Here is an 18,735-nt window from a genome sequence, read left to right as displayed (position 1 = left end):
GGCTCGAGGCTACTCCCGTACAGCTGTCTGAATCCTGTATAACGTTGTAATAATTTACGGATTTACCTGACAGATTTTTCACAATTGGATGACCTGACGCTGACACGCCGCTGTTTAAGGTGGCGTCATCAGAACAGGAGTCCAGATGATGGCCGGCCCGATCAAGCTCGATTTTTCCGAAAAGTACGACGACCAACACGCACAACGATATCTGCGCAAGCACCAGCAAAGCCTCGGTCGCCGCCTGTCGCACTTGCGCGATGAGCAAGTCGGTCGCAAGGCCTTGGCGCTGGCGGGAGATCCCGGGCTGGTGCTGGATCTGCCCTGCGGTGCCGGGCGTTTCTGGCCAATGCTCGCGGAGAAGCCCAACCGGGTGATCATCGGCGCGGACAATTCCGAGTCGATGATCAAGACCGCGATGCAGGGACAACCGGCCGAGGTGGTCAAGCGTGTACAACCGCTGCACACCTCGGCATTCGATATCGCTCTGCCGGATAACTCGGTCGACAGCATCTTTTGCATGCGTCTGTTGCACCACATCGGCGAGGCCGAGCACCGTCGGGTGATCCTGCGCGAGTTCGAGCGGGTGACCCGCGACAGCGTGATTGTTTCGTTGTGGGTCGACGGCAATTTCAAGGCCTGGAAGCGCAAGCGTGCCGAGCGGGATCGGCCAAGTCATGATTACCAGAATCGGTTTCTGATTCCGGCGGCGACGATCGAGAAAGAATTTGAACAGGCGGGTTTCCGCATTCAGGAACAACTGGACTTCATACCGCTCTATGCGATGTGGCGAGTTTACGTATTACGCAAGAGGTAGAGGATGGCAGTGCAAGCAGCGGTTGAAGCGGATGTCGCTCCCCAGGATCGTTTCGATTATTACTGGAACCAGCGCGGCGAATGGGTTGAAGAGCCCAATGTGCGCCGTGGTGGCGAAAGCGGGGTGCAGCGCATCGTCGACCGTGACGGGCAGCTTTTGTACGCCAAGCGCCAGACCGGGCACATCTATCGCAGTTGGTTGCACCCCTTCGGTCGCCCGACCGTATTGCGCGAACTCGACGCCCTGACTGGCGTTAGCAAACTCGGCGTGCGCGTACCGCAGATCGTCTTTTGCGGCGCTCAGCCTGATCCACAACACAAGTGGCGCGCACTTCTTGTCACCAAATCCCTCGACGGTTTTCAGGAACTGGAACACTGGCTGGCCGCTGCCGGTGGTCGCGATCAGTGTGGCGACGTGGTTTACGAAAAAGTCCTCAAGGACCTTGCCGAAAATCTGGCGCGCATGCACAAAGGTCGCTGGCAGCACAGCTGCATTTACATCAAGCACGTTTTCGTTCGCGTCACCGGCGAGGGCGAAGCAGCGCAGGTTGAAGTGGCGTTGATCGATCTGGAGAAGTGCCGCCAGCGTCTGACCCCCTATCGCGCCGCGCAGCATGACATGAAGCAACTGCGTCGCCATTCGTCGTTCCGCGATGCCGACTGGAAGAAACTCGTCTACTTTTATGAGACGGCGTTTGGCAGCGCTATCAAAGGTTTATAGCGATGAAACTCGAAATTGCACGAGGTTTGTTCCTGATCGGGGCCTTGGCAGTTGCTTCACTGGCGGTGGCTGCCTGGGAGCAGCCGCGCATGCAGGTCATAGGGGCGTCCGGGAACGACGCTCATTGTTCGGTTCCACGGGTGGCGAAAGCCTCTGTGGCAACCCAGCCCGATCATGATCTGCTGTTGTTCATGTTCGGACTGTCCCAAGGGATGAGGCCAGCCAGTTGACACGATTCAAGCCCAAATAAAAGGCCTCGCAATTGCGAGGCCTTTTTTATTCCACAACTTTCAAGATACATATCGTCCTCTGTGGGAGCGAGCCTGCTCGCGAAGGTGTGTCAGTCGACATCAATGCAACTGAAATACCGCATTCGCGAGCAGGCTCGCTCCCACAGGGAAATGTGCTTATCTGGCATCTGGCTTAGCAAGGAAGGTATAAACACACGGCAGCACGAACAGCGTAAACAACGTGCCAATCGACATCCCCGTGGCAATCACCATGCCGATATCAAAGCGGCTCACGGCGCCCGCGCCGGTTGCCAGAATCAGCGGCACCATGCCGAACACCATTGCCGCCGTCGTCATCAGCACCGGGCGCAAGCGAATTGCTGCCGCTTCCTCCACCGCGTCACGGGCGCTCAGGCCCTTGTCCTTACGCAACTGGTTGGCGAATTCGACGATCAGGATGCCGTGCTTGCTGATCAGGCCGATCAGCGTCACCAGCCCCACCTGGGTGTAGATGTTCATGCTCGACCAGCCGAGGAACAACGGGATCAGCGCGCCGCAGATCGACAGCGGTACGGTGACCAGAATCACCAACGGATCGCGGAAGCTTTCGAACTGTGCGGCCAGCACCAGAAAGATGATCGCCAGCGCCAGAGCGAATGTGACCCACAATGCGCTGCCTTCCTGCACGTACTGGCGCGAGGCACCACCGTAATCGAAGGCAAACCCGGCCGGTGCTTCTTCGCGGGCAATCTGCAGCACGGTATCGATGGCTTCGCCCATGCTCACCAGCGGGAAACCGGAAATCTTCGCCGCGTTGAGCTGCTGGAACTGATTGAGCTGGCGCGGCCTTGCGCGGTCGCTGACCTTGATCAGCGTCGACAGCGGCAGCAATTCGCCCTGGGTGTTTTTCACGTAGTAATTGTTCAGCCAGTCCGGGTTGTCGCGGTAGGCCCGTTCGACCTGGGCGATGACCTTGTAGCTGCGCCCGTCGATGGTGAAGCGGTTGATCTCCGCCTCGCCCAGCAAGGTCGCCAGCGTGCTGCCGAGGTCTAGCATCGACACGCCCATCTGCGCAGCCTTGTCGCGGTCGATATCGACCACTACTTCCGGCTTGTCGAACGCCAGATCGAGGTCGACGAAGGCGAACTTGCCTGACTCCATGGCGCGTTTCTCGATGCGCTCGGCGACTTGCAGCAGCAGTTCATAGTCATTGGCGGTGTTGACCACGAATTCGAAGGGCAGGCCTTCACCGGTGCCGGGCAGGGAGGGCAGGTTGAAACCGAAGATCTGCAGGCCGGGAATGCTCTCCAGTTTGCTCTGCACCTCGGGAAGGATTTCCATCTGCGTGCGGCTACGCTCATTCCATGGCTTGAGCAGGAAGCCGCCGATACCGGCCTGCACGCCGTTGTAGCCGTTGATCTGGAACGAGGAGTAGTACTCGGGAAACTCCTTGAAGATGGTGATGAATTCGTCGGTGTAGGTGCTCAGGTAGTCGAGGTTGGTCGGCTGCGGCGCGCTGGCCATCATGAAAATGATGCCCTGGTCTTCGTCCGGGGCCAGTTCCGACTTGGTGAACTTGAGAAACACCGGAATCAGGCACAGCACGATCACCGCAAACACCAGCACCACCGGCCGAGTATTCAGCGTGCCATGCAGCATGCTTTGATAACGGCGCTTGAGGCCTTCAAAGACTCGGTCGAGACGATGGGCCAGGCCGCCGGGATTCTCTTCGTGGCGCAGCAGAAACGCGCACATCATCGGCGACAGCGTCAGGGCGACGACGCCGGAGATCACCACCGCGCCGGCCAGGGTCAGGGCGAACTCCTTGAACAGCGCTCCGGTCAGCCCGGTGAGAAAACCGATCGGCGCATACACCGCCGCCAGGGTGATGGTCATCGACACCACCGGCATCGCAATTTCCCGGGCGCCTTCCAGGGCTGCGTCGAACGGCGTCTTGCCTTCCTCGATGTGCCGGTGGATGTTTTCCACCACGACGATCGCGTCGTCCACCACCAGACCGATGGCCAGCACCATCGCCAGCAGCGTCAGCAGGTTCATCGAGTAACCCATCATCTGCATGAAGAACATCACGCCGATCATCGACAGCGGAATGGTCACCACCGGGATCACCACCGAGCGCAACGCGCCGAGGAACAGGAACACCACGACGATGACGATCAGTACCGCTTCGAACAAGGTCTTCACCACCTCGTCGATCGAGGCCTGAATGAACAGCGTGGCGTCGTAGGCGATCTCGCTTTTCAGATTCGGCGGCAGCTGCGCTTCCAGCTCGGGCATCAGCTTGCGCACTTCCTTGATCACGTCCAGCGGGTTGGCGCCGGGGGTGGCCTTGATGCCGATATACACCGACGGCGTGCCGCCGAACGAGCTGATCGAATCGTAGTTTTCCGCGCCCATTTCCACCCGCGCCACATCACGCAGTAACACGCGGCTGTCGCCATCGACCTTGAGCGGAATCGCCGAAAAGGCCTCGGCGGATTTCAGTTCGGTGTTGGCGTTGATGCTGGTGACGGTGTACTCGCCTTTCACTTCGCCCGCCGCCGAGAGAAAGTTGTACTGGCGCACTGCAGCGGTCACGTCGGCGGCACTGAGACCGAAGCCGGCGAGTTTCACCGGGTCGAGCCACAGGCGCATGGCGAACACCTGATTGCCGAGAATCTCCGCTTCGGCCATGCCCGGCAGCGTCGCCAGTTTTGGCTGGATGACCCGCGACAGATAGTCGGTAATCTGCGGGTTGCTCAGGTCCTTGCTGAAGAAACTGATGTACATCAGCGCCGAAGCGTCGGCGGATTCCTTGCTCAGCACCGGGTCTTCGGCGTCCTGCGGCAGCTTGTTCTTCACCTCGTTGGCCTTGGCCAGCAGTTCGGTGAACAAGCGGTCGGTGTTGGCACCGATGCGCGCGTAAATCGAAATCACCGAGAAGTTCTGCCGGCTGACCGAGGTCATGTAATCGATGCCTTCGGCGCTGGCCAGGCTCTGTTGCATCGGCTGGGTGATGTAGCCCTGAATGGTTTCGGCGTTGGCCCCGGGATAAGCGGTGGTCACCGTGATCAGGGCGTTTTCCATTTGCGGGTACTGGCGCAGCGGCAGCTTGCTCCAGGCCTGAAAGCCCAGCAGCACAATCAGCAGGCTGACCACGGTGGCGAGCACCGGGCGGCGGATGAACGGATCGGTAAAAGCCATGGGGATTCCTTGATCAGTCGGCGCGAGGCGGACTGTTCTGCTCGCCGAGGGTCTTGTCGTCGCTGATGGCGATAGGGGCACCGTTGTCCAGTTTGATCTGGCCAGCCGTCACCACTTGTTCGCCGCTCTGCACGCCCTTGTTGATCATCACCAGGCCATCGCGGCGTTCGCCGGTCTCGACGAAGCGTCGCTCGGCAATCAGCAGCGGTTGGCCGTTGTCATCCTTGGCGACGCTGCCGTCCTCGGCTTTCTTTTTCCCGACCACGTAAACCGAGTTGCCGTACAGGGTGTAGGTGATCGCGCTTTCCGGCACGACGATGTGCTTCTGCGGATTTGGCAGCAGCACTTCAAGGCTGGCGAACATCCCCGGCAGCAGCTTGCCGTCGGGGTTGGCGAGGGTGGCGCGGACCAGAATATTACGCGTGGTGCTTTCGACGATCGGGTTGATCGCGCTGATCTTGCCGGCAAAGTTCTGTCCCGGATACGCGGCGACAGTGAACTGCACGGGCTGGCCGATAGCGAGTTTCGGCACCGCTTGTTCGGGCACGTAGAAGTCGGCGTAGAGGCTGCTCAAGTCCTGCAACGTGGCGATTTTGGTGCCACTGGCGAGGTAGTCGCCGACGTCGACCTGGCGGATGCCGATGGTGCCGCTGAACGGCGCGAGGATGCGCTTTTTCGCCAGCGATGCGTTGAGCTGATTGACCGTGGCCTTGTTCTTTTGCAGCACGGCGGAGAGGCGGTCGTACTCGCCTTTGGAGATCGCGCGGCTGTCGACCAGTTGCGCGCCACGGCCGAAATCAAGCTGCGCTAGACCGAGGTCGGCGCGGGCAGTTTCCAGCAGAGCGGTCTCGACGGCGCTGTCGAGCTGCAGCAGCGGTTGGCCGGCCTTGACCTTCTGCCCGGATTCGAATTTGAGTTCAGTGACGGTGCCGGCGACTTCCAGACTCAAGTCGACACCTTGCAGGGCCTTGAGCGTGCCGACGGTGGGCAGGCGCATCTGCCACGGCTGTTCGCCGGCAGTGGCCACGGCGACGCTGATCGGCGGCTTGGGCTTGGAAAAGCCCTGGATCATCGTGTAGATCGAAAAGGCTTTGTATCCGCCCAGTACCAGGACGATCAGCAAAACAACACCCAACATGATCAGCATGCGGCGACGCAGCATATTTCCATTTCCTTGGATAAATCATGAGACAGGCGGGCACATTACTCCGAGTCAGGTGGGGATTCCAACTGGCAGTTATTACGTGAAGGCCGGATATGAACCCTGTGGCGAGGGGATTTATCCCCGCTGGGCTGCGAAGCGGCCCCCTGAATCCTTCAGTCATACCGCAATTGCAGTTTTAAGGGCGGCTGCGCCACCCAACGGGGATAAATCCCCTCGCCACAGGATGGGGGGCCATCTCAAAAATGGGGGGTATCAGGCCATCAGATGAAGATGGTTGTCCCAGAGCCCCGCCGGCAATTCCAGCGGCTTGGCCAGCAGTTGTTCCTGGCGGCAATCGTAGTAACGGCAACGGCCCTGCCCCGAGGTCACGACAAAGCCATCCTTTACCGCACCAACGCCGGCGCAATCAGGCAAAGGCGCATCGAGGCGCAGTTCGCCGCTGTCCAGATCCCAGATAAAGAAGCGATTGCCGCGCGGCGCCGTCAATGCGACCAGACGCAGATCGCTGTGCACCGCGACGCTGGCGGTGTAGTGCCCCATCGCCTGCAACTGCTGCTCGGCCACCGGGAACGCCACGAACGCTTGTCCCGGTCGCTTGATCGCCAACAGCTCCGAGCGCTCGTGGGACGGCCCCATGAATTGCTGACCGGCGACGATGGTGCCGTCACTGGCGATGCCCAGGTGGCGGACGCTGTTCATCTGCTGGGCGAGGGTTTCCTTGCTCAGCAACGTGCCGTCGCGCTGCATCAACACCAGGCTCGGTTCCATGGCGTTAAGGTTCATGTCGACGCGGCTTTCCGCCTCGGTGCGAATCCCACCGTTGGCCACCACCAGCGTCTCGCCGTCGGGCATCCACGACACCTGATGCGGGCCGAGACCGTGAGTGGAAATCTCGCCCGTGTGCACCAGCCGTTCGCCTTCGAACTTGTACACACCGAGCAGGCCACGGCCGGGATCGCTCGTGTCATTCTCGGTGGCGTACAGGTATTCGCCGTCCTTGTGCACCACGGCGTGGCCGTAGAAGTGCCGGTCCGGCTGCGAGGTCACGGTCTGCAGCAGCTTGCCGTCGCGCAGGTCGATCAGGTAACTCTCGGTTCCCGGACGCCGCGCGACGAACAGCGCCAGCGGCTGCGTCGGATGATTGATGATGTCGTGACAACGCTGGCCGACGTGGGTGGCGAACACCCGCGTACCGTCGAGCCGATAGCCGACGGCGTAATGCTTGCCGTCAGTATCGTCGCGCGCCGACAGCAACAGCGGGCTCTGATCCTTGCGTTTGAACAGCGTCCAGCCGCCCAGCGTCACTGCTCCCAGCAGTGCACTACCTAAAGTCAGAACCTGACGTCGCAGCATGGCACTCGCCCTCATCAGTCACCGTCGTTGGCGTTGAAGCCCAGTTGGATGCCCAGCGCCTTGGCCAGCTCGCCTTCATGCAGGCGATGGACGACGTTGAGGCTGTCGTAGATATCGTTGAGTTGCTGGCGCCCGGCGTCGTCTTCGAGCATTTCGCCGAGCGAAAGCTGGGTGCTGTCGAACAGCTTCAGCGAGGCGGCGTAAGCAGCATCGATCTTGTCCGCCAAGGGTTTCTGCTCGGCCGGCAGCAGACCGCGCAGTCCTTTGTTGTCGACGCCTTCCCAGACGGTTTTGGCTGCGGCAAGGCTGGCTTCCAACGCCGACAGCGACGACTGGCTGCGCCACGCATCCGCCTGGAACGGCTGCGGCACGCCCTTGCTCTGCCGGCCCATCGGCGTGCCGAGTTTTTTCTTCAGGGTATCCAGTGCAGTCACTTGTACGCGCAGCAGATCGGCGATCGCTTCGTGGGAGTCGGCGTAGCGCTGGTTAGGGAACTTGCTCATCTGCGCGAGCATGCCGTCAGTGTTGTTCCAGCCCTGCAGGATTTCTTCGGCCAGTTGCTTCTGGCGTTCGCCGATGGCGATCAGCAGCGGGCAGTACTTGGCTTTCTGCGCATCGTTGGCGACGTCAGGCTTGGCGTCGAAGAGGATGTATTCGTAAGCCGACAGGCCCTGCACCACGACGCTGGATTTGGCCAGCGCGGCGGCGTCGATCTGCGGCTGGGCGACTACCAGTTGCTCGACCTGACGGCCGACGAGGTTTTTCTTGTCCGGCCAGAACTGCACTTGCCACGAACGATTGCCTTCGGCCAGCGGACCGATCAGCAGCGGTTGCAACTCGGCCCAGGCTTTCTGCGCGTGAAGGAAGTCGGCACGGGCGGTTTCCAGGGTCTCTTTGCCCTGGCAGTAGGCGAGGGCGCTGACCGCCAGTTGCCGGTCGGCTTCGACCCAGCGAGTGTAGGTCGGCAGGATCACCGATTTGGCGATCGCCGCCGAAGTGACCGCTTGCGGGTCCTGCGGCGAGCAGGCGCCGAGGGCGAGCGCGGCAAGGCTGGTGAACAGTAACTTGGGACGGAACATGTCGGGCTCCCGATGCTTTTACAGTATTTAAAGTGAGTTCAGAAAAGCCAGCAACGCAGCGCGCTGCTCGGCATTGAAAGACAAAACCTGTTGCTGCGCCGCCGTCGCCTCGCCGCCATGCCAGAGCACCGCTTCGAGCAGGTTGCGTGCGCGACCGTCATGCAAAAACTGGGTGTGACCGCTGACCGCTTGCGTCAGACCAATCCCCCACAACGGCGGCGTGCGCCAGTCGCGGCCGGAGGCCTGAAATTCGGTGCGGTTGTCCGCCAGGCCTTCGCCCATGTCATGCAGCAGCAAGTCGCTGTATGGACGAATCACCTGATTGGCCAATTCCGGTTCGGCGGCATCGGCGGCAGTGGTGTATTTCGGCGTGTGGCACGACTGGCAACCGGCCTGGAAAAACAGATTCTTGCCGGCCAGCACCTGTGGATCGTTGACGCCACGGCGCGCCGGCACTGCGAGATTGCGGCTGTAGAACAGCACCAGCCGCAGGATGTTGTCGCTCACCTCCGGTTCACCGTCCGGGCCATTGCCGTTCGGCGCCTGTTTGCAGGCAGTCTGCGCCTCGGTGCAATCGTCGAACGGCCGCAGGCTGGTGGTCAGGCCCATGTCCCCCGAGAACGCATGAACATTCTGTTGATTGAGATTCGGTTGCCCGGCTTTCCAGCCGAACCGGCCGATGACGGTTTTCTGCAACTGGTCATCCCAGACCTGGTTGGGTCGGCCATTGATGCCGTTGCTCTCTTTCGCCTGGGCGGCGGCGTTGGCGAGGATCGCCTCTTCGGGGATCGCTTCGAGCAGGCCCAGACCAATCATCGGCGGCGCCACCCGCGCGGAAAAACGCGTGTCCGGGTGCATCGGCCCGTAACCGAGTTGAGTGATCTGCAAGGTCGGTTTGCGCAGCTCGACTTCAGTGCCGTCCTTGAAGCGTACGGGCACCGGCGTGTAGTCCACCCGCACCTTGCCTTCCGGGGCAACGCCGGGCACGGCCATATCCTGGAACTGCCCGCCATATACCGGCTCCGGCACCACGCCGAGCTGTTCGATGACTTTGGCGTATTGCGGCGCGTCGGGAATCGACAGGCGCACCAGCATCGACACTGCATTGGATGCATCAGGTGTCGGCGGATGGCCGCGACCGTCCTTGATGTGGCAATTCTGGCAGGCGTTGGTATTGAACAACGGGCCGAGACCGTCGCGGGCCGTGGTGGTCGACGGCGCGATCACCCACGGGCTGCGAAAGAAACTGTTGCCGACACTGAAGTCCACCCGCCGCGAGGGCGGCAGGTTGGCCGATGGCAGGGAAAAGGCGTTCTGATCGCTCTTGCGCACAGTCGCAGCACCGCCTGAACGCGCTTCCCCCGGCTCGGCCTTGGTGAAACGCGGGGCGTCATCGCAGGCACTCAGGCCCAGGGCCAGCAACAGTGCGGACAAGCGAAGAGGCAGCGAGGGCATCAGACATCCTGCGGACGGGCAAAAATGAAGGCGCAAAGTCTAACAGGGCGGGGGAGTTTGAATAAGAGGAATTATCGTTTGCTTGATACAGCGCAAATCTGCAGAGCGATGCAAACCCCCTGTAGGAGCTGCCGAAGGCTGCGATCTTTTGATTTTGATCTTCAAAAATCAAGATCAACAGATCGCAGCCTTCGGCAGCTCCTACAGGGGACTGTGAACATGGGGTATGAAAAAGGCGACCCGAAGGTCGCCTCTTTTTGACGCGGACGCTGCGATCAGAATTCGTGATCGGCGCTGTCCGGGTTCAGGTCGCTGATGCCCAGTTTGCCCGCAGCGGCTTCGATCGAGCCGGTCTGCTTGACCAGCGCGGCGATGGCGTCGCGAACGACCTGGTTGCCAGCGGTGTTGCCGGCAGCGATCAACTGGTCGTAGTGCTCACCCTTGTTGGCGTGATCGACCATGACCTGGATCTTCGCTTCGGTCGCGGCCAGATCGGCTTTCAGCGCGGTGTCGGCAGCCGGATCGGCCTTGGCCACCAGCGACGACAGGCTGGCGCCGGTCATCTTGGTGCCGTCAACACGGGTGTACTCGCCCAGGTAAACATTACGAATGCCTTTGGCGTCGTAGAAGTGCGAGTAGTGGGTGTTGTCGCTGAAGCAATCCTGCTCGTCTTCAGGGGAGTTGGCTTCCAGGGAAACCTTCATGCGCTCGCCCGCCAGTTCACCCAGGGACAGGCTGCCCATGCCGAAGAGCATTTTGCGCAGGCCGGTTTCGCCTGGCTCGGCTTCCAGGGTGGCGCGGTAGTTGTCGGCCACGTTCGGCTTCCAGTTGGCGACCATTTCTTCCAGATCGCTGACCAGCAGTTGGGTCACGGCTTTCAGGTAGGCGCGACGACGCTCGTTGTGACCACCGGTGGCGCCGGCGCCTTCCAGGTAGTCCGAGGCCGGACGGTTGCCAGCGCCAGGGCCGGTGCCGTTCAGATCCTGGCCCCAGAGCAGGAATTCGATCGCGTGGTAGCCGGTGGCGACGTTGGCTTCGGAACCGCCCAGCTCGTTGAGGCTGGCGAGTTTTTCCGGGGTGATTTCTTTCACGTCGACTTTGTCTTCGCCGACCTGCACTTCGGTGTTGGCAATGATATTGGCGCTGGCGCCCGGGTTACCCAGTGCGTGCTCGTAGGATTTGTCGACGTAGTCGATCAGGCCTTCGTCCAGCGGCCAGGCGTTAACCTGACCTTCCCAATCGTCAATGATGGTGTTGCCGAAGCGGAACACTTCGCTCTGCAGGTACGGCACGCGCGCGGCGACCCAGGCAGCCTTGGCTGCTTTGAGGGTGTCGGCATTCGGCTTGGCGAGGAACGCGTCGACCGCAGTTTGCAGGGTTTTCGCAGTGGATTCGGCATCGCTGTAAACGGCGAAGACCATGTCGGCATAGTGCGCGACCACGGCCTTGGCGGCAGCATCGTCAACTTTACCGGCAGCAGGAGCCGGTGCAGCGGCAGGGGCTGGAGCAGCGCTGCTGGAAGCCGGAGTCATTTCGGAGGCTTTTTCTTTGTCCTTGCCTTCGCCGCAACCGGCGAGGGAAATAGCGATGGCCAGCAGACTGGCGGTAGCCAGAGGCATACGAATCATGGCGAACATCCTGCTTCGGTAGTTGAATGGACTGGCGCCGGGGGCGCGCAAAACTGCGACATAATGCAAATCTTTCGCATTATGTGTAAAGGCGTGCTTGGAAATATTTCTTATTTGCGCATGAAGATCAAAAGATCGCAGCCTCGTTGCACTCGTCAGCTCCTACAGGAGGAACGCATTTCAAATGTAGGAGCTGCCGAAGGCTGCGATCTTATAAAATAGCCGCGTTGCTGCGTTGCGCCTGCTTGAGGTAAATACCCAGCTCCCGCGCCGGCAGCGGTTTGCTGTAGTGGTAGCCCTGACCTTCGTGGCAACCCTCTGAAATGATGTAGGTTTCCTGCTCGGCGGTTTCCACGCCCTCGGCAATCACCTGCATGCCAAGGCTCTTGCCCAGCTGGATGATCGCCCGAACGATGGTCGCGTCATCGTCGTCATCGAGCAGGTCCTGCACGAAGCTCTTGTCGATCTTGATCTTGTCCAGCGGCAGGCTTTTCAGATAGCTGAGGGACGAGTAGCCGGTGCCGAAGTCGTCGATCGCGATCAGCGCACCGGAGCGGCGCAGGCTGAGCAGATGCTGGGCGGCGGTGGTGATGTCTTCCATCAGGCCGGTTTCGGTGACTTCCAGTTCCAGACTGCGCGGCGGCAGGCGGTACATCTGCAACAGGTTGTTGACCACCCGTGGCAGCTCGGCGTGGTGCAGTTGCACGGTGGACAGATTGACCGCCATGCGCAGATCGACGAAACCCTGATCGTGCCACTCGCGCAATTGCTTGCAGGCCTGATCGAGCACCCACTCGCCGATGGCGATGATCGTGCCGTTCTGTTCGGCCAGCGGGATGAACAGGTCCGGCGGCACCAGACCGTGTTCCGGATGTTGCCAGCGAATCAATGCTTCGACGCCGACCACGCGGTGATCGCGATAACTGATCTGCGGTTGGTAGACGAGGTAGAACTGGTCGCGGATCAGCGCATCGCGCAGGTCTTTTTCCAGTTCGCGACGACGGCGCATCTCGCTGTCGACGCTGGCGATGTAGAACTGATAGCGATTGCGCGAGCGGGTCTTGGCCAGGGTCATGGTCTGCTCGGCTTTCTGCAACAGCTTCTCGGTGCTGTCGCCGTCCTCCGGAAACAGGGTGATGCCGATGGTCGCGCGCAGGCGGATTTCCTGATCGTCGAGGGCGAAGGGTGCCTCGAGGTCATCGAGAATGCTCTGCGCCAGTTCTGCTGCTTCGTAAGGCTGTTCAATGTCGGCCTGCACCAGCGCGAACTGATCGCCGCCCAGGCGGGCGAGGGCGCCGAGACGACCGCTGTGGGCACGTAAACGATCGGCCAGGGCCAGCAGCAATTGGTCGCCGGTCTGGTAGCTGAATTGCTCGTTGATGCCCTTGAAGTCATCCAGGCCGACGCACAACACCGCGACGCGGCGCTGCAATTTGCCGGCATCGACGAGAATCTTGTCCAGTTGCTGCTGCAATTGCTGGCGATTCGGCAGACCGGTGAGGAAGTCGTACTGGGCCATGCGCAGCAGGCTGTTTTCCGCTTCGTGGCGCAGGTGGGTGTTGCGTTCGATGGACTCGAGCAACTGGTTGGCAGTGTTGATCCACAGGCCCAGTTCGTTTTTTTCGTGGCCCTTGATCTGCGGAATCTTGTGCTCGCTGGGACGATCCGGGTTGATTTCGGTGAGGTGCTCGATGATTCGCGACAGCGGTTTGGTCAGCAGCCAGTGATAGACCAGATACAGCACCAGCCCCAACGCCAGTGCGCGCAACACCCCGGAAATGAAAATGATCACTGAGCTGACGATAAACCCTTCGCCATAGGTGGCGGTGTCGAGGGTGATGCTCAGGTCGCCGTAGTATTCGCTGTAGGGGCCGCGGCCGACCAGTTGCGTGGTGAAGGTGCGTTCCTGACCGAGAATCAGGTCGGTCAGCCAACGGCTATTGGAATGCTGCAGTTCGCGGGATTTCTGCGCGAGCATGGCTTCGTTGGGGTGGCCGATGGAGGCCTGACGCACGGCGTCGTCCTGGAACAGCCCTTCGATCACCTGCATGCCCATTTCCCGGTCCAGGCTGTACACGGCCTGGGTCGATGGATCGCGGAACATGTCGAGGATGCGCTCGGCGTCGCCGGCAACCGCCTGACGGGTCTTGTAGGCATCGAAGACAATCTGCGCGCAGCTCAAGACTACGCCTACGATCAATGCCGACAGGAGCACGACCCGGAGCAACTTCACCGACAAGCTGTTCTTGAGTTCCAGCTTCAAAGGGTTATTCCTTGTTCCGTGCGGGTAGCGTCAAGTTGCCATGAGTATTGGCAATCCCGGGTTGGCAGTCAAAGGGACAATCGGGCACGGGAAAAGTCGCCGTGATCCTGGCCGCAATGTCGTCATTTGAGTAATAGCTCTGAATTAACTGTGTCGGTTGCAATTGCCTTCAACTTGAGCACTGGGCCAAAGATTTTTTCCTGTCTGTGATGGTAGACCGCTGGGGGCTGGCGGCAAACGGCGCGAAGCTGCTTTTACCGTGCGAGAAACGCCATGCGCCAGGCATAAAAAAACCCGGCCGAAGCCGGGTTTTTCATCTGGCGCGCAGCTTAAGCGGTGAAGGTTTTGCCTTCGAACTGCTCGGCCACGAACTTCCAGTTGACCAGGTTCCAGAACGCTTCAACGTACTTCGGACGCAGGTTGCGGTAGTCGATGTAGTAAGCGTGTTCCCAGACGTCGCAGGTCAGCAGCGGGGTGTCGCCGCTGGTCAGCGGGTTGCCGGCGCCGATGGTGCTGGCCAGGGCCAGGGAACCGTCAGCTTTTTTCACCAGCCAGCCCCAGCCGGAACCGAAGGTGCCGATCGAGGTTTTGCTGAATTCTTCCTTGAACTTGTCGAACGAACCGAACGCTGCGTTGATGGCATCTGCCAGGGCGCCGGTTGGTTGACCGCCGGCGTTTGGCGCCAGGCAGTTCCAGTAGAAGGTGTGGTTCCAGACCTGAGCGGCGTTGTTGAAGATGCCGCCCGAAGAAGTCTTGACGATTTCTTCCAGGGTCTTGCCTTCAAACTCGGTGCCTGGCACCAGGTTGTTCAGGTTCACGACGTAGGTGTTGTGGTGCTTGTCGTGGTGGAACTCCAGGGTTTCCTTGGAGATGTGCGGCTGCAGGGCATCGTGTGCGTAAGGCAGCGGCGGCAATTCGAAAGCCATGATGATTCTCCTAATCAGGTCTGTTGCGGTGAGCGCAAGGCCGATCACGGGCGGCCGGAAATGCACCGGCGAGTTTTTACTCTTTGCGGCGCAGGGTTCGGATCATAGCACCGGGGTCGCGCCTTAACCACGCAACAACTGTGTGGGATAGAGGTTCCAGAGCCTTTGGCAATTATTCATCCGGCGATGATCAACTGCGCGGCGACGGTGAACATCATTAACGCCACCACCAGATCGAGAATGCGCCACGTGCTCGGGCGGGCCAGCCACGGTGCCAGCCACGCCGCGCCTAGGGCCAGGGTGAAAAACCACAACAGCGAGGCACTCGCGGCGCCGACCACATAAGCGCCCGGCACCGATTGCTGCGCGCCCAGCGAGCCGATCAGCAAAACCGTATCGAGATAAACGTGGGGGTTGAGCAAGGTCACCGCCAGCGCGCTGAGCATCACTGCGCGCAGCGAACGCACGGTCTGGTTTTCGCCTTGCTCAAGGCTCTGTTTCGAGCAGGCCCGGCGCAGCGCCTGGCTGCCGTACCAGATCAGAAACGTCGCACCGCCCCAACGGGCGATCGCCAGCAGGGTCGGGTTCTGCGCGAGGATCGTCGCCAGGCCGAACACCCCGGCCGCGACCAGAATTGCGTCACACACCACGCACAATGCCGCCACCGGCAAATGGTGTTCACGGCGCAGGCTTTGCGCCAAGACAAAAGCGTTCTGCGTGCCGATCGCCATGATCAGGCCGAACGCCACCAACAGGCCGTTTACGTAGCTTTGCCACATGGGAGAGATCCTTGAAAGAGAGTGCTTGCTGGCTATTCTCCGGTGTGACGCTGTATAAGAAAAACCAATAGTGCTGATCGCCCATTAGGAAAACTGATGTTCGACTATAAATTGCTTTCCGCGCTCGCCGCTGTGGTCGAGCAGGCCGGATTCGATCGCGCCGCACAGGTGCTCGGCCTGTCGCAGTCGGCGATTTCCCAGCGCATCAAATTGCTTGAAGCGCGGGTCGGCCAGCCAGTGCTGGTGCGCGAAACACCGCCATCGCCGACCGAGATCGGCCGACGCTTGCTCAACCATGTGCAGCAGGTGCGTCTGCTGGAGCGCGACTTGCAATCAGTGGTGCCGGCGCTGGACGAAGAAGGCCTGCCCGATCGCCTGCGCATCGCCCTCAACGCCGACAGCCTCGCCACTTGGTGGGCCGAGGCCGTCGGCGATTTCTGCGCCGAGCAGCATTTGTTGCTCGACCTGATCGTCGAAGACCAGACCGTTGGCCTCAAGCGCATGCGTGCCGGTGAAGTGGCCGCATGCCTGTGTGCCAGCGAGCGGCCGGTGGCCGGCGCACGCAGCGTATTGCTCGGCGCCATGCGTTATCGGGCGCTGGCCAGTCCAGCCTTCCTCGCTCGGCATTTTCCCGAAGGCGTGCGCGCCGAACAGCTGCCGCGCACCCCGGCGCTGGTGTTCGGCCCGGACGATTTCCTTCAGCATCGCTATCTGGCGCTGTTGGGCGTCGACGGCGCGTTCGAGCACCATTTATGCCCGTCCTCCGAAGGCTTCATTCGCCTGACCGAAGCCGGTCTGGGTTGGGGGCTGGTGCCGGAACTGCAAGTGCGCGAACAGTTGCAACGCGGGGTGCTGCGCGAATTGCTGCCAGATAAACCGATCGACGTGCCGCTGTACTGGCATCATTGGCGCAATGGCGGCCAGTTGCTCAATCTACTGACCGAGCAACTGCTGCGCTCGTCAAAGCAATGGCTAGTGGCTTGAACGCAGCATCAAGCGTCAAGCTGCAAGCGGCAAGAACACGCACCGTTTCAACTTGCAGCTGAAAGCTTGAAGCTTGCAGCTGCTTCCCTGGAGTTTTTGATGAAGATTTTGGTTACCGGCGCCAGTGGCTTTATTGGCGGGCGCTTTGCGCGTTTCGCCCTGGAGCAGGGCCTTGAAGTGCGGGTCAACGGTCGCCGGGCCGAGAGCGTCGAACATCTGGTGCGCCGGGGCGCGGAGTTCGTACCGGGCGATCTGAGCGACGCCGATCTGGTGCGGGATCTGTGCAGCGATGTCGAGGCCGTGGTGCATTGCGCTGGTGCTGTCGGTGTGTGGGGGCGTTATCAGGACTTTCATCAGGGCAACGTCGAAGTCACCGAAAACGTCGTCGAAGCGTGCCTCAAGCAGCGGGTGCGGCGGCTGGTGCATCTGTCGTCGCCGTCGATCTATTTCGATGGCCGCGACCATGTCGGCCTGACCGAAGAGCAAGTGCCCAAACGCTTCAAGCATCCCTACGCCGCGACCAAGTATCTGGCCGAGCAGAAAGTCTTCGGTGCCCAGGAATTCGGTCTGGAAACCATCGCCCTGCGCCCGCGTTTCGTCACCGGTGCCGGCGACATGAGCATCTTTCCGCGCCTGCTGAAGATGCAACGCAAGGGCCGGCTGGCGATCATCGGCGACGGCTTGAACAAGGTCGATTTCACCAGCGTGCAGAACCTCAACGAAGCCATGCTCAGCAGCCTGTTGGCGCAAGGTTCTGCGCTCGGCAAGGCTTACAACATCAGCAACGGTACGCCGGTGCCGCTGTGGGACGTGGTCAATTACGTGATGCGGCGGATGGACGTCGATCAGGTGCGCAAATATCGCTCCTACGGTCTCGCGTACAGCGTCGCGGCGCTCAACGAAGGCGCGTGCATGCTCTGGCCGGGACGCCCGGAGCCGACCCTGTCGCGCCTGGGCATGCAGGTCATGAAAAAAAATTTCACCCTCGACATCAGCCGCGCCCGGCATTATCTCGACTACGATCCGAAAGTCAGCCTCTGGGCTGCCCTCGATGAATTCTGTGCGTGGTGGAAAGCCCAGGACATCCGTTGAAACGATTCGGCCGGGCGGCAATGAACCGCCTTGCGGGTTGAGGGTCAATGCCTGCGGCTGCGGCGGTTATACTTCGCAGCATTTAGCCATCACCGCGTTTGCCAAAGGTTGCCTCAATGTCCATGCGAAACGATGCCCACGACGACGATTTCGATAACGTGCCAAGCCTGCGCGCTGACCCGTTCGACGACGATGACATCGCGCCCGGCCCCCGCACTTCCGTGCATTCGCGCACGGCGCCAGTGGTCAAGGTCAGGGCCGCCAGCACCGGGCCGCTGTGGGCGCTGGTCGGTGCGTTGTTTTTCGCCTTCATCGGTCTGGCCTGGTGGAGCTTCCAGCAGATCTCGCTGATGGAACAGCAACTGGTCGCCACCCAGGAAAGCTTCGCCCGCATCAGCGAAGAAGCGGCGGGGCGCCTGCAGGATATTTCCGGCAAGGTCGTCGCCAGCCAGAGCAACGTCAACAGTGACAGCGAAGCGCTGAAGCTGCAGATCAAACAACTCGAAGGCAAGCTGCTCGACCAGAGCAAGCAGCAGCAAGGCGTGGCCGGGCAGACCAGCGAGCTGGACAAGCGGCTGGCGCAAATGACCGCGCAGACCACCGAACAGCAGAACGCCAATACGCAGTTGCAGGCTCAGGTCAAAGCCTTGAGCGCCGAGCTGGCGACCATCAAAAGCACCCCGGCCGATACCAGCAAGGTCGATGCGCAGTTGAAAGCCTTCGACGCCCAGTTCAAAAGCCTCGGTGCCGATATCGCCGCGCTGAAGAAACAGGGCAACCCGAGCGCGGCGATCGATCGTCTGGAGCAGGACATCGTCGTGCTGAAAAGTCAGCAGGACAATCGCCCGGCAGTGCCGCAGGGTGGCGGCAATACCGCCGAGTTCGATGCGTTCCGCGCGCAGATGACCCGCAACCTCAACACTTTGCAGGCGCAGATCCAGAACCTGCAGCAGCAGATCAATTCCCGCCCGTAGCGACTGATCTGTTGTCCGGAGGGCTTTGTCCCTACACCACAGGGGTCTGTAATCCCCTGCATCATT

At 60.8% G+C, this 18,735-nt stretch carries 15 protein-coding genes; 6 read left to right on the top strand and 9 right to left on the bottom strand.

All coding sequences use genetic code 11. From position 1 onward, the window contains the following. The first annotated feature begins 148 nt into the window (after nt 1-148). Genes J2Y39_RS13255 through J2Y39_RS13245 form a run of 3 tightly spaced genes read left to right on the top strand, consistent with a single transcriptional unit; the run spans nt 149 to nt 1,767 of the window. Complete coding sequence (locus tag J2Y39_RS13255) at nt 149-817, top strand: class I SAM-dependent methyltransferase (RefSeq protein ID WP_041480029.1); 669 nt, start codon at nt 149-151, stop codon at nt 815-817. Nucleotides 818-820: 3 nt separating this feature from the next. Then, on the top strand, nt 821-1,537 hold the full coding sequence (locus tag J2Y39_RS13250; protein ID WP_024014147.1) for a lipopolysaccharide kinase InaA family protein: 717 nt from the start codon (nt 821-823) through the stop codon (nt 1,535-1,537). A 2-nt stretch (nt 1,538-1,539) separates the two neighbouring features. Next, nucleotides 1,540-1,767, top strand: coding sequence for a hypothetical protein (locus J2Y39_RS13245; protein ID WP_041479852.1), 228 nt, complete (start codon nt 1,540-1,542; stop codon nt 1,765-1,767). A 177-nt stretch (nt 1,768-1,944) separates the two neighbouring features. On the opposite strand, the gene J2Y39_RS13240 is transcribed toward J2Y39_RS13245, so the two are convergent. From J2Y39_RS13240 to J2Y39_RS13200, 9 genes are all read right to left on the bottom strand, one after another. Further along, entirely contained in the window at nt 1,945-4,971 is a 3,027-nt protein-coding gene (locus J2Y39_RS13240) for a multidrug efflux RND transporter permease subunit (RefSeq protein WP_310218111.1), read from the bottom strand. 13 nt (nt 4,972-4,984) lie between these two features. Beyond that, nucleotides 4,985-6,133 (bottom strand): efflux RND transporter periplasmic adaptor subunit, encoded by a 1,149-nt coding sequence (locus tag J2Y39_RS13235; RefSeq protein ID WP_252868199.1) that lies wholly within the window; start codon nt 6,131-6,133, stop codon nt 4,985-4,987. Between the two features lie 255 nt (nt 6,134-6,388). After that, a complete protein-coding gene (locus J2Y39_RS13230; protein ID WP_056789981.1) occupies nt 6,389-7,489 on the bottom strand; it encodes a DUF1513 domain-containing protein in 1,101 nt (366 codons plus the stop codon). A 14-nt stretch (nt 7,490-7,503) separates the two neighbouring features. Next, nucleotides 7,504-8,568, bottom strand: a complete 1,065-nt coding sequence (locus J2Y39_RS13225) for an imelysin family protein (RefSeq protein ID WP_252878808.1) — start codon at nt 8,566-8,568, stop codon at nt 7,504-7,506. A gap of 27 nt (nt 8,569-8,595) precedes the next feature. Then, nucleotides 8,596-10,023, bottom strand: coding sequence for a di-heme oxidoredictase family protein (locus J2Y39_RS13220; protein WP_310218106.1), 1,428 nt, complete (start codon nt 10,021-10,023; stop codon nt 8,596-8,598). Nucleotides 10,024-10,298: 275 nt separating this feature from the next. After that, entirely contained in the window at nt 10,299-11,651 is a 1,353-nt protein-coding gene (locus J2Y39_RS13215) for an imelysin family protein (protein ID WP_076563990.1), read from the bottom strand. A gap of 211 nt (nt 11,652-11,862) precedes the next feature. Beyond that, a complete protein-coding gene (locus tag J2Y39_RS13210; RefSeq protein ID WP_016773430.1) occupies nt 11,863-13,914 on the bottom strand; it encodes a bifunctional diguanylate cyclase/phosphodiesterase in 2,052 nt (683 codons plus the stop codon). 329 nt (nt 13,915-14,243) lie between these two features. Next, a complete protein-coding gene (locus J2Y39_RS13205) occupies nt 14,244-14,840 on the bottom strand; it encodes a superoxide dismutase (RefSeq protein ID WP_016773431.1) in 597 nt (198 codons plus the stop codon). 176 nt (nt 14,841-15,016) lie between these two features. Then, a complete protein-coding gene (locus J2Y39_RS13200; RefSeq protein WP_310218105.1) occupies nt 15,017-15,619 on the bottom strand; it encodes a LysE/ArgO family amino acid transporter in 603 nt (200 codons plus the stop codon). 96 nt (nt 15,620-15,715) lie between these two features. Between J2Y39_RS13200 and J2Y39_RS13195 the strand changes: the two genes are divergently transcribed. The 3 genes from J2Y39_RS13195 (at nt 15,716) to J2Y39_RS13185 (ending at nt 18,669) form a co-directional block, all read left to right on the top strand. Then, entirely contained in the window at nt 15,716-16,603 is an 888-nt protein-coding gene (locus J2Y39_RS13195; RefSeq protein WP_041479845.1) for a LysR family transcriptional regulator ArgP, read from the top strand. Between the two features lie 99 nt (nt 16,604-16,702). Further along, on the top strand, nt 16,703-17,695 hold the full coding sequence (locus J2Y39_RS13190) for an NAD-dependent epimerase/dehydratase family protein (RefSeq protein WP_310218102.1): 993 nt from the start codon (nt 16,703-16,705) through the stop codon (nt 17,693-17,695). A 116-nt stretch (nt 17,696-17,811) separates the two neighbouring features. Continuing rightward, nucleotides 17,812-18,669, top strand: a complete 858-nt coding sequence (locus J2Y39_RS13185) for an ATPase (RefSeq protein WP_310218099.1) — start codon at nt 17,812-17,814, stop codon at nt 18,667-18,669. Nucleotides 18,670-18,735: the final 66 nt, after the last annotated feature.

The sequence above is a fragment of the Pseudomonas sp. 2957 genome (genome assembly GCF_031456345.1).
Classification (GTDB): domain Bacteria; phylum Pseudomonadota; class Gammaproteobacteria; order Pseudomonadales; family Pseudomonadaceae; genus Aquipseudomonas; species Aquipseudomonas siliginis.
Note: the sequence above shows the minus strand (reverse complement) of the source record. Positions and strands in the feature narration are given on the sequence as shown.

Bases quoted from the DNA above. Each gene is read 5' to 3' on its own strand.
- J2Y39_RS13255 (WP_041480029.1), top strand. From the start codon at position 149: ATGGCCGGCCCGATCAAGCTCGATTTTTCCGAAAAGTACGACGACCAA.
- J2Y39_RS13250 (WP_024014147.1), top strand. From the start codon at position 821: ATGGCAGTGCAAGCAGCGGTTGAAGCGGATGTCGCTCCCCAGGATCGT.
- J2Y39_RS13245 (WP_041479852.1), top strand. From the start codon at position 1,540: ATGAAACTCGAAATTGCACGAGGTTTGTTCCTGATCGGGGCCTTGGCA.
- J2Y39_RS13240 (WP_310218111.1), bottom strand. From the start codon at position 4,971: ATGGCTTTTACCGATCCGTTCATCCGCCGCCCGGTGCTCGCCACCGTG.
- J2Y39_RS13235 (WP_252868199.1), bottom strand. From the start codon at position 6,133: ATGCTGCGTCGCCGCATGCTGATCATGTTGGGTGTTGTTTTGCTGATC.
- J2Y39_RS13230 (WP_056789981.1), bottom strand. From the start codon at position 7,489: ATGCTGCGACGTCAGGTTCTGACTTTAGGTAGTGCACTGCTGGGAGCA.
- J2Y39_RS13225 (WP_252878808.1), bottom strand. From the start codon at position 8,568: ATGTTCCGTCCCAAGTTACTGTTCACCAGCCTTGCCGCGCTCGCCCTC.
- J2Y39_RS13220 (WP_310218106.1), bottom strand. From the start codon at position 10,023: ATGCCCTCGCTGCCTCTTCGCTTGTCCGCACTGTTGCTGGCCCTGGGC.
- J2Y39_RS13215 (WP_076563990.1), bottom strand. From the start codon at position 11,651: ATGATTCGTATGCCTCTGGCTACCGCCAGTCTGCTGGCCATCGCTATT.
- J2Y39_RS13205 (WP_016773431.1), bottom strand. From the start codon at position 14,840: ATGGCTTTCGAATTGCCGCCGCTGCCTTACGCACACGATGCCCTGCAG.
- J2Y39_RS13200 (WP_310218105.1), bottom strand. From the start codon at position 15,619: ATGTGGCAAAGCTACGTAAACGGCCTGTTGGTGGCGTTCGGCCTGATC.
- J2Y39_RS13195 (WP_041479845.1), top strand. From the start codon at position 15,716: ATGTTCGACTATAAATTGCTTTCCGCGCTCGCCGCTGTGGTCGAGCAG.
- J2Y39_RS13190 (WP_310218102.1), top strand. From the start codon at position 16,703: ATGAAGATTTTGGTTACCGGCGCCAGTGGCTTTATTGGCGGGCGCTTT.
- J2Y39_RS13185 (WP_310218099.1), top strand. From the start codon at position 17,812: ATGTCCATGCGAAACGATGCCCACGACGACGATTTCGATAACGTGCCA.